This window comes from Pseudomonas sp. CCOS 191 (assembly GCF_001007005.1).
GTDB classification, from domain to species: Bacteria; Pseudomonadota; Gammaproteobacteria; order Pseudomonadales; family Pseudomonadaceae; genus Aquipseudomonas; species Aquipseudomonas soli.
This window is the reverse complement of sequence record NZ_LN847264.1, coordinates 2,099,802-2,115,892: the sequence shown is the minus strand read 5'-3', so window position 1 is coordinate 2,115,892 and position 16,091 is coordinate 2,099,802. Positions and strand designations below refer to the sequence as shown.

19 protein-coding genes are annotated in these 16,091 nt (G+C 65.6%); 6 read left to right on the top strand and 13 right to left on the bottom strand.

Translation table 11 applies throughout. From position 1 onward, the window contains the following. From sctC to CCOS191_RS09720, 3 genes are read right to left on the bottom strand one after another with little or no spacing between them, the layout of a single operon-like run. Positions 1-1,566: a type III secretion system outer membrane ring subunit SctC gene (gene sctC, locus CCOS191_RS09730; protein ID WP_052752591.1), complete on the bottom strand. Its 1,566-nt coding sequence runs from the start codon at positions 1,564-1,566 to the stop codon at positions 1-3. After that, complete coding sequence (locus tag CCOS191_RS09725; RefSeq protein ID WP_052752590.1) at positions 1,554-1,976, bottom strand: CesT family type III secretion system chaperone; 423 nt, start codon at positions 1,974-1,976, stop codon at positions 1,554-1,556. Before CCOS191_RS09725 ends, sctC begins: the two co-directional genes overlap by 13 nt. Before the next feature lie 39 nt (positions 1,977-2,015). Further along, positions 2,016-2,777 carry an AraC family transcriptional regulator gene (locus CCOS191_RS09720; protein WP_156177527.1) on the bottom strand — a complete coding sequence of 254 codons (762 nt, stop codon included), beginning with the start codon at positions 2,775-2,777 and terminating at the stop codon, positions 2,016-2,018. A gap of 375 nt (positions 2,778-3,152) precedes the next feature. Here CCOS191_RS09720 and CCOS191_RS09715 point away from each other — a divergent pair, with 375 nt between their 5' ends. Then, positions 3,153-3,521: a CesT family type III secretion system chaperone gene (locus tag CCOS191_RS09715; RefSeq protein ID WP_046855005.1), complete on the top strand. Its 369-nt coding sequence runs from the start codon at positions 3,153-3,155 to the stop codon at positions 3,519-3,521. A gap of 7 nt (positions 3,522-3,528) precedes the next feature. Here the strand turns inward: CCOS191_RS09715 and CCOS191_RS09710 are convergent, their stop codons facing one another. The 6 genes from CCOS191_RS09710 to CCOS191_RS09685 form a co-directional block, all read right to left on the bottom strand. Then, the gene (locus CCOS191_RS09710) at positions 3,529-4,113 is read right to left on the bottom strand and encodes a DinB family protein (RefSeq protein ID WP_046855004.1); all 585 of its coding nucleotides are present in this window, start codon (positions 4,111-4,113) and stop codon (positions 3,529-3,531) included. An 11-nt stretch (positions 4,114-4,124) separates the two neighbouring features. Beyond that, on the bottom strand, positions 4,125-5,225 hold the full coding sequence (gene zapE, locus CCOS191_RS09705; protein WP_046857733.1) for a cell division protein ZapE: 1,101 nt from the start codon (positions 5,223-5,225) through the stop codon (positions 4,125-4,127). A gap of 95 nt (positions 5,226-5,320) precedes the next feature. Next, on the bottom strand, positions 5,321-6,469 hold the full coding sequence (locus tag CCOS191_RS09700; RefSeq protein WP_046855003.1) for a PQQ-dependent sugar dehydrogenase: 1,149 nt from the start codon (positions 6,467-6,469) through the stop codon (positions 5,321-5,323). A 21-nt stretch (positions 6,470-6,490) separates the two neighbouring features. Continuing rightward, positions 6,491-6,811 (bottom strand): hypothetical protein, encoded by a 321-nt coding sequence (locus CCOS191_RS09695; protein WP_046855002.1) that lies wholly within the window; start codon positions 6,809-6,811, stop codon positions 6,491-6,493. 133 nt (positions 6,812-6,944) lie between these two features. After that, positions 6,945-7,910, bottom strand: a complete 966-nt coding sequence (gene speB, locus CCOS191_RS09690) for an agmatinase (protein ID WP_046855001.1) — start codon at positions 7,908-7,910, stop codon at positions 6,945-6,947. 23 nt (positions 7,911-7,933) lie between these two features. After that, entirely contained in the window at positions 7,934-9,013 is a 1,080-nt protein-coding gene (locus tag CCOS191_RS09685; RefSeq protein WP_046855000.1) for an extracellular solute-binding protein, read from the bottom strand. Between the two features lie 102 nt (positions 9,014-9,115). Here CCOS191_RS09685 and CCOS191_RS09680 point away from each other — a divergent pair, with 102 nt between their 5' ends. Together CCOS191_RS09680 and CCOS191_RS09675 are read left to right on the top strand one after the other, a co-directional pair. After that, positions 9,116-10,012 carry a LysR family transcriptional regulator gene (locus tag CCOS191_RS09680; protein ID WP_046854999.1) on the top strand — a complete coding sequence of 299 codons (897 nt, stop codon included), beginning with the start codon at positions 9,116-9,118 and terminating at the stop codon, positions 10,010-10,012. Between the two features lie 88 nt (positions 10,013-10,100). Next, entirely contained in the window at positions 10,101-10,571 is a 471-nt protein-coding gene (locus CCOS191_RS09675; RefSeq protein ID WP_046854998.1) for an LEA type 2 family protein, read from the top strand. Positions 10,572-10,596: 25 nt separating this feature from the next. Here CCOS191_RS09675 and CCOS191_RS09670 read toward each other — a convergent pair whose 3' ends face one another. Both CCOS191_RS09670 and CCOS191_RS09665 read right to left on the bottom strand, forming a co-directional pair. Then, positions 10,597-11,538: a carbon-nitrogen hydrolase family protein gene (locus CCOS191_RS09670; RefSeq protein ID WP_046854997.1), complete on the bottom strand. Its 942-nt coding sequence runs from the start codon at positions 11,536-11,538 to the stop codon at positions 10,597-10,599. 67 nt (positions 11,539-11,605) lie between these two features. After that, a complete protein-coding gene (locus CCOS191_RS09665; RefSeq protein ID WP_023630897.1) occupies positions 11,606-11,869 on the bottom strand; it encodes a hypothetical protein in 264 nt (87 codons plus the stop codon). Positions 11,870-12,000: 131 nt separating this feature from the next. Here CCOS191_RS09665 and CCOS191_RS09660 point away from each other — a divergent pair, with 131 nt between their 5' ends. After that, complete coding sequence (locus CCOS191_RS09660; RefSeq protein WP_046854996.1) at positions 12,001-12,321, top strand: DUF883 family protein; 321 nt, start codon at positions 12,001-12,003, stop codon at positions 12,319-12,321. 1 nt (position 12,322) lies between these two features. Here CCOS191_RS09660 and CCOS191_RS09655 read toward each other — a convergent pair whose 3' ends face one another. Further along, positions 12,323-12,940: a tRNA-(ms[2]io[6]A)-hydroxylase gene (locus CCOS191_RS09655; protein WP_046854995.1), complete on the bottom strand. Its 618-nt coding sequence runs from the start codon at positions 12,938-12,940 to the stop codon at positions 12,323-12,325. A 157-nt stretch (positions 12,941-13,097) separates the two neighbouring features. On the opposite strand from CCOS191_RS09655, the gene CCOS191_RS09650 reads away from it, so the two are divergent. Continuing rightward, a complete protein-coding gene (locus tag CCOS191_RS09650; RefSeq protein ID WP_046854994.1) occupies positions 13,098-13,961 on the top strand; it encodes a universal stress protein in 864 nt (287 codons plus the stop codon). 81 nt (positions 13,962-14,042) lie between these two features. Beyond that, on the top strand, positions 14,043-14,909 hold the full coding sequence (locus tag CCOS191_RS09645; RefSeq protein ID WP_046854993.1) for a LysR family transcriptional regulator: 867 nt from the start codon (positions 14,043-14,045) through the stop codon (positions 14,907-14,909). Here CCOS191_RS09645 and CCOS191_RS09640 read toward each other — a convergent pair. Next, the gene (locus CCOS191_RS09640) at positions 14,883-16,040 is read right to left on the bottom strand and encodes an HPP family protein (RefSeq protein WP_046854992.1); all 1,158 of its coding nucleotides are present in this window, start codon (positions 16,038-16,040) and stop codon (positions 14,883-14,885) included. The two genes, CCOS191_RS09645 and CCOS191_RS09640, sit on opposite strands and share 27 nt — an antisense overlap. Between the last annotated feature and the right edge of the window lie 51 nt (positions 16,041-16,091).

Sequence of the window (16,091 nt, the reverse complement as noted above, 5' to 3'; positions counted from 1 at the left end):
TCAAGAGCGCTCATCACGGGCAGGGCCTGCCTTCAAACCATTGCCGACACTTGCCAGCCCAGAATCGATCAGCTTCGGCTCGATCAGGAACAGCCGAACCGATCGGCGTGTGCTGCTGGACTGATAGCGAAACAACGCCCCCAGGAACGGGATGTCCCCCAGCAACGGGACCTTGCGCAGGCTTTCACTTGTCTCGTCGCGGTGGATGCCCCCAATCATCAAGCTCTGCCCCAGGTCGACCCGGGCCAGCGTGTCGATGACCGTGCGACTGATCGTGGGTATGCCATCGGGGCCCGTGCTGTTTGGCTTCTGGCTGCCGTCCTCGATATGCAGGCTCAGGCTGATTTCCGGCCGCTCCGCACTGCGGATCAGGCGCGGGGTCATCTTCAACAGGGTGCCGTAGGTGATCGCCTTGAGCTCGGCGACGCGTTCGCCCAGCACCCGGACATAATAGGTTTCGCTGTGGTCCAGCACCGCCAGGGTATTTTCCTGGGTCAGCAAGGTCGGCCGCGACACCACCTGGGCGCGCCCTTCTCCCTGCATGAGCATCACCTTGGCCAGCAGCCGGTCCACACCCCGGCTGTCGACCAGGCTGCCGGCCAGCGTCCCTTGCGCCTGGCCTGCGCTGGTGCGGATGTCGATCAGCTGGTGCTTGCCAGTGCCAATGCCGACCTGCCACTCCACCCCCAGCTCAGCCAGATGCTCGGCGTTGATGTCCAGGATCGTCAGCCCAACCTCGATGCGTGCCGCCGGCCGGTCCAGCGCCGCCACCAGGCGCCGGTACATGGGCATGCGCTCGGCGTGGTCACGCACGATGATGGCATTGAGCGACGCTTCGGCCTGGACAACGGCTTGACCGGAGCGTACTGGCGCCCCCTGCGCCACAGCCTGGCCTTCCACCGCCCGCACATCGGCGTTCGTCAGCACCCGAGAGAGCAGCGTGGCCACACCAGGTACCGCCACCTTCTGGTCGCGGTAGTCGATTTCGCGGTCCTCGGCGACCGCATGCCTGAGCGCGATCACCTCGACGCTCAGGCTGCCACCGCGCTCGTCCTGCAACACAGCCTGCTGCTCCAGGGCCTTGGCGGTCTGCTCGACGCGGTCGAGATAACGCGGCGGACCCGAGGCATACACCAGCCGCCCACCCGCCGCGGCGCGCCAGGCGAAGCGCGAAGTCCAACCGCCACCCTCCTGCAGGGCGGCGCGCAATTGCGGCTCGCGCACTTTGTCCAGGTGGACAAGCCGGGTCTGCAGTTCGCTGGACTTGTCGACATGAAGCACCGCGCCGTCGTAGTACCAAGCCAGGTTGAACAGCACGGCGACCTGTTCGAGAAACGCCTCGGGGTCCGGCTGCTCGAACGTGGCACTCACCTGGTCCCTGACCTTGTCGCTGACCACCACCGCCCCCTGGTAGTTGGCGGCGAAGTTGCCCAGCACGTCACGCAGGCTCTCGCCCTGGGCAACGTAGTGGAACGGCTCCTGGGGCCAATCCAGTGGCTCGCCCTGGGCCGCAAGGCTGGCCAACAGCGCCGTCAAGCCGGCGGCAAGCGACCTCAAGGCAGCCATACGCGAGCTCCTCCGTGGGTCACAGGCACTGGATCAGCCTGTTGCTCGCACAGGAGGGCGAGCAGGCCGACCTGAGCACCCAGCACGTGATCCAGGATGTCAAGATTGGCCTGGGGCAGGTCTACCTGTGCCTCAAGCAGCGGCTCTCTCGCAGGTGTCAGCACCAGCCTCTGCGGACAATGCTGGGCCCACCCCGTCAGCATGCCCATCAAGCGGCGCAAGACATGCAGGTCGAGGTTGTCGCCTTGACCGGCCAGCGACGACAGCGAACTGCGAATCAACAGTTGTGTGCCTTTCGGCTCGAGGTACAGGCTGTGCCCCTCGATGCACACGTGATAGTCACCGCGCCCATTGGCCAGCCAGGGCGACATACCCAGTTGTCGGGCCAATCGGTTCAAAAGCGTGTTCATACGGGCATCGTCCATGCAGCTAGAGGGGCAGAAAGGTTGTCAACCACGGCGGGCATCGCTGGGGGTACGGCCGAACCGTCGGCGGTAGCTCTGGCTGAAATACGACTGGCTGGAAAAGCCGCTCTCCATGGCGATGTCGACAATGCTCATGCGCGTGTTAAGCAGCAGATGGTGCGCGTGGACGATCCTGCGCTCGGTGATCCAGGCCCGTGGCGAGCAGTTGTAGAGGGTGTTGAACAAACTCTTGAACGCCGTCAGGCCCAAGCCGAAGGCCTGGGCGTACTGGTCCAGGCGCCATTCGCGCAGATAGTGCTGTTCCATGAATACGTGCAGGCGATCGACATGGCGATTGCCCTGTTGCCGCAATGCCGCCAGCAAGCTGCGCCCCTGCGGTCCGAAGATGAGCAGCAGCAACAGCTCCTCCAGGCGCAGCATCGCCAGCATCGACGAAGTGCCTTCGCCACCGAGCGCCGACAGGCGAGTCACGCACTCCTGTGCCATCGCGCAGGGTCGAAGCCGGAGGGTATTCAAACCTTCCTCGTCACGGCGTTCGAGGTGCGCAAGGTCTTTGCCATGACGCTGAACGAACGCCTGCACGAAATTCACGTCCAGCGGCAGCCACAGCACTTCGCATGCCTGCCACTGGGTCGCCACCAGGTAGGTGCCACGCTTGACGAACAGCAGCTCGCCTGCCTTTAGGTGAATGATGTCGTCCTTTTCGCGCAGCACCAGCTCACCCGCCACCACTGCGTAGAAGCCTTCGTGCCCCTGGGACGCAAACCCCGCCCCGACAACATCCAACTGCCGACCTTGCACACACCAGCCCTCAACTGGAGAAATCCCTATCACGCGAGGCCCTGCTTCCCGTAGGACCCTTTACGCATCGTCGGGCAGCAGATCGTGCAAGATTCGAATGACCGTGCAGCCCTTGCCTCCGCGATGCAGACAGGGGCACAGACTACGGCGCCTTCCCACGAATGAACGCAGGGATTGTCCTCATCGAGAGGGAGGCTATTCGCCATCACTTGTAGGAAATTCATCAGCTCTGTAAGGCAATGCGAAGCACGCCTGTGCCGAACAGCAGCAAGCCCGGCAGCTAAAAAATGGCGACCACACCCGCTATCTTGCAGGGTATGCACTGACTACCGTGGCAAGCCCTTTGATCGAGAGCTCGCCATGTCAGGCACGAACTATGACTATGCATTGACCCAACTGTACGCTGCCCTGAAGCTGGAGCCCCCCTTGACCTTCGAGCCGGTGATCAGCCTGCGCGTGGGGTCTTTTGTGTGCAACGTCACCGAGCACCCGGCGGACCACTTGCTGATGTTCATCGAACTCCCCGCAATCGACGACATACGCTGGGGCGAACAGAACCTGTTCTGCCAGGACACCTGCAAGCCTGTGATCGGTGTCGACCCGCTCACCGGCATGCAAATACTGTGGAATCGCCAGCCCCTGGTGCAGCTGGACCGCGCCATGGTGCATCACCAGCTCGAGCAACTGGTGCAGGTCGCCCACGATCTGGCAGGTGACGAAACCGCCTGAACGCCGCTCAGCGCTGCCCCCAGACCTGCGCCTCACTCCAACCCAGCGCGGCAAAATCCGCGGATCGCAGTGAGGCCTCCTCTTCGCAGAAGAATTCGTCCAACTGCGGTGGCCTGATCGCCGTGTCGCTGAGCATCGCGTGCACCTGGCCACGATGGTGGATCTGGTGCTCGAACAGGTGTGACAGCAAGCGCAACCGTTGCTCCTGTTGCACCCGGTCCGGTCGCACGATGCTCACGTAGCGCCGCAACTGGTCGTCGCGCAATTGCCGGCAATAGGCGATCAGGCGCTGGTCGGCCTGGGCCTGCTGGGCCTGCAGGTCGGTGCAGGTGGCGAAAGGCTGCTCGGGTTGGAAGAAGCGCTCGCCGTCCGGATCCGGCGTTTCGCCGCGCTGCTCGCACTCCAGTGCATCCAGGTAGAACCAGTCCACCGTCAACAGGTGGTTGAGGGTGGCCTTGATCGACGGGAAGAAACTGCAGCGGGGGGCGACGAACTCGTCCTGGGTCAGTTGCAGGCAGGCCTTGTACAGGCGGTGGTTGGCCCAGCCATTGTTGTAGGCCTGGGTCAGCAGATGATGCGACAGCGGCTCCATGGTCGGCTCCTTCAGGCGAAGCGTTGCAGTTGCATCTCCCGTAGCCGGCTCAGGGTCCGTTGGTACGGGAACGCCAGATACCCTTGAGTGTAGAGCGCTTCCAGCGGCACCTCGGCTTCCAGGTACAACAACACCCGACGGTCGTAGCATTCGTCCACCAGGGCAATGAAGCGCCGCACGCTGTCATCCTTAGGCGCCAGCGTCGGCAACTGGCGATCCCCGGCCTCGACGCGGGCGGCCCCGTCCTCGGTACCGCGGGCAATGCGCCCGGCCTGCTGGACGCCACCCAGGGCCGGAATGCCGCTGACCAGAATTGCCGGAAAGCGGTCGCACAAGGCCATGAAGTCCATGGCGGCCAGGGGCTCCTCGCACAAAGCGCTGAAGTGGCACCAGAGGGCCTGCGTGCTGCGGCGCAGTACGCCGATACGCCGGGAGCCGAGCTGCAGCGGCTGCTCACTGCCTGGATCGGCCGGGCTCAACTGGCAAAACACCTCGGCGAGCGCGCTCGGTTGCCCTGCCTCGCTGACCCAGTAGCGTTGCTGTTGCAGGCCGGGATGCAGGCGGTGGTCCTGCTCCCCCGCCACCGCCAGCACGCGCATGTGCTGCTCGATGGCGGCGATGGCCGGCAGGAACCGCTCTCGGTTGAAGCCATCGCGGTACAGCTGGTCGGGCGGCTGGTTGGAGGTGGCGACGATCACCACTCCGTGATCGAACAACACCTGGAACAAACGGCCGAGGATGATCGCATCACCGATATCGCTGACGAACAACTCGTCGAAACACAACACCCGTATCTCTTCGGCCAGCGCCCGGGCCAGGGCCGCGAGCGGGTCGGCGGTGCCATTGAGCTGGAACAGGCGCTGATGCACCCAGGCCATGAAGTGATGGAAATGCTGGCGCCGGGCCGGCAGTTGCAGGCTGCGATGGAACAGGTCCATCAACCAGGTCTTGCCCCGACCGACCGGGCCCCAGAGATACAGGCCTTGCGTCGGCTGGCCCTGAAGCAGGGCGTCGAAGCAGGCCTGCAAGGCCGCCACAGCGGCTGCTTGGGCGGGATCGGGAACGTAGCCGCGCTCGGCCAGCGCCTTGTGATAAAGGGATTCGGGAGTCATGCCGCGCATGGTACGCCATCGCGGGGCAAGCCCGCTCCCACAACATTGCCCCAGGGCAACTGCAGTAGCTTGCCCCAGGGCTTACGCCGGGACGATCATCCCTCTGTCAGCCCCACCTTCAGCAAGGCGCCATCCTTGGCATCGGTCAACACGTACAGATAGCCATCCGGCCCTACCCGCACGTCACGAATCCTGGCTTTCAGGTCACCCAACAGCCGTTCTTCATGTACGACCTTGTCGCCATCGAGCTTCAGCCGGATCAACTCCTGTGTCGCCAGCGCACCGATGAACAGGTTGTGGTCCCAGGCCTTGAACGTGGGGCTGTCGTAGAACGCCATGCCGCTGATGCCCGGCGACTTTTCCCACACATGATGGGGGTCGACCATGCCATCGACGTGCTTGCCCTTGGCCTCTGGAATCGGCAGTAACGAGTAGTTGATGCCGTGGGTGGCGATCGGCCAGCCATAGTTCTTGCCCGCCTTGGGGATGTTGATCTCGTCGCCGCCACGCGGGCCGTGCTCGTGGGTCCACAGCTTGCCGGTCCAGGGGTTCAGCGCCGCGCCCTGCTGGTTGCGGTGGCCGAACGACCAGATCTCCGGGCGTACGCTTTTGCGGCCGACGAAGGGGTTGTCCTTGGGTACCTCGCCGTCGGGCAGGATGCGCACGATCTTGCCCTGCAGCTTGTCCAGGTCCTGCGACGTGGCACGCTGGTTGTTCTCGCCCAGGGCGATGAACAGGTAGCCGTCACGGTCGAACACCAGCCGCGAGCCGAAGTGGTTGCCTTCGGACAACTTGGGCTGCTGGCGGAAGATCACCGTGAAGTTCTCCAGGCGCGACTGGTCCTGGGTCAGCTGGCCACGACCGACGGCGGTACCCGCCTTGCCATCGCTACCCTCTTCGGCATAGGACAGGTATACGGTTCGGTCCTTGGCGAACTCAGGCGAGAGCACCACGTCGAGCAGGCCACCCTGCCCTTCGGCCCAGACCTTGGGCACGCCGGAGAGCGGCGGCCCGACCTTGCCCTCGGCATTGACGATGCGCAGGTTGCCGGGGCGTTCGGTGACCAGCATGTCCTTGCCGCCGGGCAGGAAGGCCAGCGCCCAGGGATTGCGCAGGCCGTCGGCAACAGTGCTGACGGTCAGCCGGCCCTCCTCGCTGGGGTACTGCTGCTCAGCGGCGGCCTGCGCGAGCAAGGGCAACAGGCTGGCCGCGGCCAGAGTGGTCAACCAGGTGCGTGGGGTCATGCTCGCTTCCTTTGCAAGGGCTCACGGCACACGTAGGGAGTCGCGTGGTGGCCGGGTGGGTTCCAGGTTCGGGGTCTGCTGCTCGCGGCGCAGGTTTTCACCGTTGCCGATACCGCGGTTGTCGAGGGTGGGGGGACGCGGGTTGGGTTGCGTGGACGGGCCGCGCACGGGCGGCATTGCCGGCACGCTGCCCTGCCGGCTGTTGGGGTTGGCGCGCATGATCGGGCTGTTGTAGGGGTTGTTGCTGTCGTTGGCGGCAAGCAGTGGCGGCGCCAAGGGCGCGGCCTGCAGTGGCAACGCCAGCACCAGGCCGAGGCCCAGGATTGGCAGTGTGGGATTCATGCTTCACCTCCGGTACGAAAAGGCGCGCTCGAAGGTTGGATAGCCTACGGCGCGCAGGGTTCGACGCAAAAGGATGAATTTGGGTCCTGATGTTTCAGTATGCGCCCCCAGGGGCTGCCATGCAGCCCTGGCGTCACCCGGCGCTGTCTACCTTGTGCCGCGCCGCATACAGGCACAGCATCTCCATCGCCAGGGTCGCGCCGGCCAGCGCGGTGATATCGGCATGGTCATAGGCCGGCGCTACCTCCACCAGGTCCATGCCCACCAGGTTGATCCCGCGCAACCCGCCAAGGATCTCCAGCGCCTGCACCGTGCTCAGGCCGCCGCATACCGGCGTGCCGGTGCCGGGGGCGAAGGCTGGGTCCAGGCAGTCGATATCGAAGGTCAGGTACACCGGCCGGTCGCCCACCCGCTGGCGGATGGCAGCGACGATCGCCTCGGTGCCCTGGCGATGCACCTGGCGGGCGTCGAGAATGGCGAATCCCTGGCTGTCGTCGTTGGTGGTGCGCAGGCCGATCTGCACCGAGCGCGCCGGGTCCACCAGCCCTTCCCGCGCCGCGTGCCAGAACATCGTGCCATGGTCGATGCGCTGGCCCTCCTCGTCCGGCCAGGTGTCACTGTGGGCGTCGAAGTGCACCAGCGCCAGCGGGCCATGACGACGGGCATGGGCCTTGAGCAGCGGATAGCTGATGAAATGGTCCCCGCCCAAGGTGAGCATGGCGCAGCCGGCCTCGAGAATGTGCTCGGCATGCGCCTCGATGCTCTGCGGCACCGACTGCGGCGTACCGCTATCGAACGCACAGTCGCCGTAGTCGATCACCGCCAGGTGGTCGAACGGATCGAACGCCCAGGGCCAGTGCCGGGCCCAGGCCTGTTGCACCGAGGCGGCGCGGATCGCCCGCGGACCGAAGCGCGCGCCGGGGCGATTGCTGGTGGCGGTGTCGAACGGCACGCCGCTGACCACCACGTCGACACCCCGCAGGTCGCGGCTGTAGCGGCGCCGTGAAAAGCTGGTGATACCGGCGTAGGTACTTTCGGCAGCGGTGCCATAGAGGCTGTCACGGGTGATGGCCTGGTCGTTGTCCTGGGCGAGGTCCACGGTGTGTCTCCTGTCGTTGTCGTTCACTGGCGGCTGCGGAAGGCGGTCCACAGGCGGTTGCGCTGGCGCAGGTCGGCCAGCGCCATGCTGCGGTCGGCGAACAGGCGCTGGCGCACCTCGGCCGACGGGTAGATGTCCGGATCGTTGCGGATCGCCGCGTCCACCAGCGGGGTGGCGGCCTGGTTGGCGTTGGCGAAGAACAGCGTGTTGGTCAGTGCCGCCACCGAGTCGGGGCGCAGCATGAAAGCGATGAAGGCGCGGGCGGCTTGCGGATGTGGTGCGTCCTTGGGGATCACCAGGTTGTCCTGCCACACCAGCGTGCCCTCGCGGGGGATGCGGTAGATCAGCTCGAAGGGCTTGCCGGCGCGGCGCGCCTGATCGGCGGCCATGGCGGCATCGCCGTTGTAGGTGAGCGCCAGGCACACGCTGCCGTTGGCCAGGTCGTTGATCTGACGGCCATTGGCCACGTAGCTGATCGACGGTTGCAGTTGCTGCAACAGCGCCTGCGCCGCGTCCAGGTCGGCCTTGTCCTGGCTGTACGGGTCCTTGCCCAGGTAGTTGAGGGTCACGCCGATCACCTCCTGGGGTGAGTCCGGCATGGCGATGCCGCAGTCCTTCAGGCGGCTGGCGTACTCAGGCTTGAACAGCAGGTCGAGGCTGTCCAGGGGCACATCGCCCAGGCGCTGGCGTACGGCCTCGACGTTCACCCCCAGCCCCAGCGTGCCCCAGGTGTAAGGCACGGCATGGCGGTTGCCGGGGTCGGCCTCGGCCAGCTTGGCCAACAGGTCCGGGTCAAGGTTGGCATAGCCGGGCATCGCCTGCGCATCGAGCGGCTGCAGGGCGCCGGCCTTGAGGGCTCGGGCCAGCACCGTGGCCGACGGCACCACCACGTCGTAGCCGCTGCCACCGGTGAGCAGTTTGGTCTCCAGCACCTCGGTGGTGTCGAAGGTGTCGTAGCGGACCTTGTAGCCGGTCTCCTTCTCGAAACGCTCCAAGGTCTGCGGGGCGACATAGTCGGCCCAGCTGTACAGGTTGACGACCTTCTCTTCGGCCTGCAGCGGCAGGGCGATCAGCAATGAAAGCAGGCACAACGTCGAACGCATGACGGACACCTCGGCATAGGGGTGGATGCCGCCAGCATGCCTGTCGGGTTACATTGCAAAAATGGCAACTTTGCGAAGCTGACATTCACCAGGAGCAATGTGATGCTCGGACAATTGCACGACCCGGACCTGCACCTGCTGCGGCTGTTCGTCACTGTAGTCGAGGCCGGCGGCTTCAGCGCCGCCCAAGGTGTGCTCGGGCTCAGCCAGCCCAGCATCAGCCAGCAGATGGCGAAACTGGAGACCCGCCTGGGTTATCGCCTGTGCAGCCGGGGCAAGGGCGGCTTCCGGCTGACCGAGAAAGGCGAGTTGCTGCTGCAAGCGACTCGCGGCCTGCTGCTGCAGATCGAGCAGTTCCGCCAGCAGGCCAACGGTGTTTCCGGGCGTTTGCTGGGCAGCGTGCGCATCGGCCTGGCCGAGAACCAGGACCGTGATATCAGCCTGCGCCTGGCCCAGGCCATCGCGCGGTTTCGCCAGCGTGACGAGAGCGTGCGCCTGGAACTGACCAGCGCGCCACCGGCCGAACTCGAACGCTTGCTGCTGGAGCAGCGCCTGGACTGCGCCATCAGCTACTTCTCCGGCAACCAGGCGGCGTTCGACTACCTGCCGCTGTTCGAGGAGCGCCAGAGGCTTTACTGCGGCAAGGGCCACGTGTTGTTCAGCCAGGCCCAGGTAACCCGCGAGCAGTTGCTCGAGGCCGACCAGGTAAGCCACCCCTATCGTTTTCTCAAACAGGGCGAGCCGTTCCAGAGCCGCCACAGCATGGCGGTGGCAGAGCAGATCGACAGCGCGCTGACGTTCATCCTGTCAGGACGACACATCGGCTTTCTGCCGTGTCACTGCGCCGCGCCCTGGGAAGCCCAGGGCCTGTTGCGGGCGCTGGATACCGCGCTGGATTTCGTGGTGCCGTTCACCCTGGCCAGGCATCGCGGGCAAACACCCGGTGAGGCGCAGCAAGCCTTCATGGAAGACCTGCGCATGACATTCGGCTCGCGTTAGGCCCGCAACGTCGGCAGGCCCCCCGCTTTCATCGCCGCCACGCATTTGCGACACTGCCGACTCGCCCGTGCCACAAGGCCAGATCCCCATGTATGCCCGCATCTGCCTGATCCTGCTGCTGACCCTTGGCCTGAACGCCTGCGCCCTGTTCCAGGGGCGCGATCCGCTGAACATCAGCGTGATCGGCATCGATCCGTTGCCTGGCCAGGATCTGGAGCTGCGCATGGTGGTGAAGATCCGCGTGCAGAACCCCAACGAAACCCCGGTGGATTTCAATGGCATCGCCCTCAACCTGGAAGTCAACGACCAGCCCCTGGCGGCCGGGGTGAGCGACCAGCGCGGGCATATCGGCCGCTACGACGAAGCGGTGCTGGTGGTGCCGGTGAGCGTCACCGCCTTCGCCTTCCTGCGCCAGGCCTACGGCCTGAGCCGGGTGGACTCGCTGCAGGGCCTGCCCTATGTGTTGCGCGGCAAGCTGGCGGGAGGGCCGCTGGGCACCGTGCGTTTTACCGACAAAGGCAAGCTCGACCTGCCAACGGCCGCAGGCCCCGCCTGGTAATCAGCTTTACCGGCAGGCTGGCAGATCACTCGCCTGCGCTGGATGAACCGACGAAACGGACTCCGGGCCGCGGACGCTCGTCCACGCTGAGCTCGAACACATCCGGCCGCGCATAGTGGCCGACCACATCGAAGTCGTAGCGCGCACGCACCAGCTCATCGGTATCGACCTCGGCGCAGAGCAGGCCACGCTTGCCCACCAGCGGCCCGGCCAGCACCTCCCCAAGTGGGCCGACGATCACGCTGCCGCCATTGATCAAAGGCCGCTCGGCCGGCCAGTTGGCCACCTCCAGGCCCAGTGCGGCGGGCGAGTCCTGCACCTGGCAGGCGCTGATGACAAAGCAGCGCCCCTCGGCGGCGATGTGGCGCATGCTCACCTGCCACAGCTCGCGCTCGTCCACTGTCGGCGCGCACCACAGTTGCACACCCTTGGCGTACATCGCGGTGCGCAGCAGCGGCATGTAGTTCTCCCAGCACACTGCCGCGCCGATGCGTCCGGCACGGCTTTCGATTACCGGCAGTGTGGAGCCGTCGCCCTTGCCCCAGATCAGCCGTTCGGTGCCGGTGGGCATCAGCTTGCGGTGCTTGGCCACCAGGCCGGCGTGCGGCTCGAAGAACAGCACCGTGCAATACAGGGTATTGCCGCTGCGCTCGATCACGCCGATCACCAGGCTCGCTCCGGTGCGCGCCGACAAGCCGGCCAAGGTATCGGTCTCGGGCCCCGGTACATCAATGGCATTGGCGAAATAGCGGGCGAAGGCTTCACGCCCCTCAGGCAGGCGATAGCCGAGCTGGGTGCCGAACCCTTCGCCTTTCGGATAGCCACCGAGCAAGGCCTCGGGCATCACCACCAGGTTGGCACCGGCGTCGCGGATGGCCTGCTCGTAGTCGAGGATCTGCGCCAGGGTGGCGGCCTTGCCGCCAGGCAGCGAACCGATCTGCAGGGCGGCGACGATGGACTTGGGCATCGAGGGAACTCCAGTCAGGAAGGTCTGTTGGATTCTCCAGCGCAGGCGTTCGGGGTGTTCGCCTGGCTCAGCGGTTGGCGCTGGCGGCGGCCATCATCTTGTTCACTTCGCTGCGCACCAGCTGGTTGAACTCCGGCGGCGACATGCCGTCGAGTTCGGCACGCACCCACTCGGCCCACTTGCCCTTGCGCCGTGGCTTTTCTGCGATCAGGCGCGCCGCCTCGCCCTTGGCCTTGCCCAGGTTGTTCTGCCAGTAGTCGAACAAGCGGGCCTTTTCTGCCTCGATCTGCGCCCGTTCCTGGAAGCTCATGTTGGCCAGATTGAAACTCATCGGGTATTACCTGCCGCTGGAAAATGGGCGCTATCTTACACTGCGTCGACGCGCCACCGGTACGCCGCTGCAACTTTCCCGGCAGCGTGGCATCCATTGTTCAACGCCCAACCCTTCACGAGGATGTGTACATGGCCAAGAAAACCGCTGCGCAAGGCAACAACGACCAGATCAAGGATCAGGTGTTCAGCGAACTGCAGGCATTGATCGAGGAATCCGAGAAGCTGCTCAGCGACAGCGCGTCGCTGGTCGGCGAGGAAGCCGAAGGCATGCGCGCGCAGTTGGGGCTCAAGTTGCGCCAGGCGCGCGATGCCACCAGCCGCCTGGGCCAGAAGGCGCAGCCGGTGGTCGAGGCGACCCAGGAATACATCGGTGGCCACCCCTGGCAGACCGTGGCGGTCTCTGCAGGCTTCGGCCTGGTGGTCGGGCTGCTGCTCGGTCGCCGGCAATAGCTCAGGCGGCTTGCGCCTGCGGAATACCGCTGTGGAAGCGCAGTTCCTGGTCGGGCGAGGTGATCAGCCCGACCTCCGCTTCGCGCACCTGCTCCACCACCCGGGCAATGTCCGCTTCATCGCCGTACTGGTGGGCCAGTTTCAAATAGCCTTGATAGTGCCGCGCCTCGCTCTTGAGCAGGCCGTGGTAGAAGGTGCCCAGCTCTTCGTCCAGATGCGGCACCAGGGCGGCGAAACGCTCGCAGCTGCGCGCCTCGATAAAGGCCCCCACCACCAGGGTGTCCACCAGTTTCACCGGCTCATGCGCCCGCACCAACCGCCGCAGGCCCGAGGCATAGCGCCCGGCCGAAACCGGCCGTAGCGGCACGCCGCGACGCTTCATCAGGCGCAGCACCTGCTCGTGGTGCACCAGCTCCTCGCGGGCCAGGCGCGACATCATGTTGATCAGGTCGAGGTGGGTGTTGTACTTGGCGATCAGGCTCAGCGCCGTGCTGGCGGCCTTGAACTCGCAATTCTTGTGATCGATCAGCAGGGTTTCCTGGTCGGCCAGTGCCGCCTCGATCCAGGCGTCAGGGGTGCGGCAACCCAGGAAGGCATCGATTTCAGGAATCAGGGACATGGTACTCACAATCGCAGGGAACATCGGCGGGACCGGCGATTATACCGGCGGCGCTGGCGAGCGCCAGTGACTATGCTTGATGCAGGTCAACCGGCGGCAGCCGCCGCGCCGTCTATAGTCAGGCATTGGTCGCCATCCGCGAAAGGAGTTCACGCCCATGCAAGCCGTGCGCAGCATCCTCGTCGTCCTCGACCCCGAGCACGCCCATAGCCGGGCCCTGACCCGGGCCAAACTGATTGCCGGGGTGACCGGTGCGCGCCTGCACCTGCTGATGTGCGACAAGAAGCAGGACCACAGCGCGCTGCTGAGCCTGCTAAGCAGCCAGTTGCATGACGATGGCTACGACAATGTCACCCATGAACAGAAGTGGAAGGACAGCCTGCACCAGTCGATCATCCATGTGCAGCAAGCGGAAGGCTGTGAACTGGTGATCAAGGAGCACCGCCCGGACAATCCCTTGCGCAAGGCACTGCTGACCCCCAGTGACTGGAAGCTGCTGCGCGAGTGCCCCTGCGCGGTGCTGATGGTCAAGAGCGAACGCCCCTGGACCGGCGGCGTGATCCTGGCGGCGGTGGATGTGGGCAACCAGGACGAGGCCCATCGCCTGTTGCATGCCAGCATCATCGATCACGGCTATGACATCGCCAGCCTGGCCAAAGGCCAGCTGCACGTGATCAGCGCCCATCCATCGCCGATGCTGTCGGCTTCCGACCCGGTCTACCAGCTCACGGAGACGATCGAGAAACGCTATCGCGAGGCGTGCACGGCGTTCCAGGCGGAATTCGATATTACCGATGACAGGCTGCATATCGCCGAAGGGCCGGCCGACGTGCTGATTCCGTATACGGAGAAGAAACTCGACGCGGTGGTGACCATCGTCGGCACCGTGGCCCGCACCGGTATCTCCGGGGCGTTGATCGGCAACACGGCGGAAGTGGTCCTGGATGCACTGGAAGGCGATGTGCTGGTGCTCAAGAGCGAAGAGGCCACGACACACTTGGCTGAGCTAGCGCGTGGCTGAACAGGCACGTGGCTGAACCAGCGCCCCAAACAGGTGCAATGCCTCTAGAATAGGCTGCCTCCCCGTCACAGAAGCAGCACCATGGACATCGATCAGGCCCGCACCTTCCTGGAAATCGTCCGCTGCGGCAGCCTGGTCGCCGCCGCCGAACGCCTGTTCGTCTCGCAGACGGCGATCAGCGCCCGTGTGCAGCGCCTGGAGCAGCAACTGGGCTGCCAGCTGTTCGTGCGCAGCCGCAACGGCGCCAGCCTGACCGCCGATGGCGAGGCGTTCGTCAGCTATGCTAACCAGCTGGTGCAGACCTGGGAAGCGGCGCGCCGTGACCTGCCGCTGCCCCAAGGCTGCCAGCAGGTGCTGCATGTGGGCGCCGAGGTGAGCCTGGGCAACCCGATGCTGCTCGATTGGGTCAGCGCCCTGCACCAGGAACTGCCCAGCCATGCCATCCGCAGCGAGGTCAGCGATGGCGAGGCGCTGCTGCGCAAGGTGGAGATGGGCTTACTCGACGCCGCGCTGGTCTACCAACCGACCTATGGCCCCGGCCTGCAGGTCGAACAGCTGATGGAAGAGAAGCTGATCCGCGTGCGCCGGGTCGATGCGCCCGATCCGTACATCTACATCGACTGGGGCGAAGCGTTCCGCCGCCAGCATGACGCCGCCCTGCCCGACCTGTCGCGCCCGGCCCTGAGCTTCAACCTCGGCCCCCTGGCCCTGCAGTTCATTCTCGAGCACGGCGGCAGCGGCTATTTCCGCACCCGGGTGGTCCAGGCCTACCTGCAAAGCGGGGTGTTCGAGCGCGTGCCCCAGGCGCCGGAGTTCACCTACCCGACCTTCCTGGTGCATGCCCGCGAACGCGACAGCGAGGCGTTGCAGCAGGCCTTTAGCGTGTTGCGCCGACTGGTGGCCGCTGGCGAAAGCGACTGGTCACAGCGCTGGGACCCGGTGATCTGAGCCCTGCGCCGCGGCAGTGAGCAGGTGCCGCTTGAGGCCGGCGATCAGGTCGGTCTGGGTGATCACCCCCACCAGCTTTTCGTCGTCGAGCACCGGCAGGCAGTGCAGTCCCTGTTCACTGAGCAACGGCAACAGGCGCTCCAGCGGATGCTGGCTGCCGACACTGACCACCCGGCGGCTCATCACCTGCTCCAGGCGTACCACCTTGCGCCGGAACAGGCCGCGCCAGCTGAAACGCCCACGGGCCATGGCCGGGCCGACCAGGTCGCTGAGGCTGACGATCCCCACCAGGCGTCCCTCTTCCAGTACCGGCAGGGTCTTGAGGTGATGGCCAGACAACAGCTTCCAGGCCTGTTCGAGGGTGGTGCGCGGCGTTGCCCACTGCACGTCGCGGGACATCACCGAGCTGGCGGTGATGCCGCCCAGGCTGCGGTGCAGGGCGTGCTGCTCGGTGGCCAGGATGATCCGCTCCAGCTCGTCACGGGTGACATCGACGAACTCACCGATCTCCTCCAGGGCCTGGTCCAGGTCCCCGGCGCTGATGCCGACCCGCTCGCCCGGCAGCGGGTCGTGGGTGTGGTGCAAGTCGCGGCGCGGGGTCGCGCCCTTGGGGTAGCGCACGCCGGTCAGACGGTTGTAGAGCACAGCCACACCGACCAGGATCAGCGCATTGAGCAATACCGGCTCGAGCAGGTGGTCACCCATGGCCACCAACCCCGGATCGGCCAGCACCGCGCTGGCCGCCACGCCGCCACCGGGCGGGTGCAGGCAGCGCAGCAGGCACATTGCCAGGATGGCGATGCCCAACGCCGCCGCCGCGACCCACAGCCCATCGCCGAAGGCGTGGCGCATGGCCAGGCCTACGACAGCCGCCAGCGCGTAGCTGCCCAGCACGGGCCAGGGTTGGGCCAACGGACCGGAGTGCACGGCGAACACCAGCACCGCCGAGGCTGCCAGCGGGCCCAGCAGATGCAGGGCGATCGATGGCCCATAGGCCAGGCTACAAAGATAGCCGGCGAGAAACAGGCCGAGCAGCGCGCCAAGACCTGCACGCAACCATTCTCGGGGAGGGATGTTCAGCGGCGCCGGGAGCAAGCGCTGCAAGCGGGATTCGGGACGCGAGGCAGACATCGAGGTGACTTGATCGTGTTCTTCTGATTGTAAAAAGAAAGCCCAGCGCGA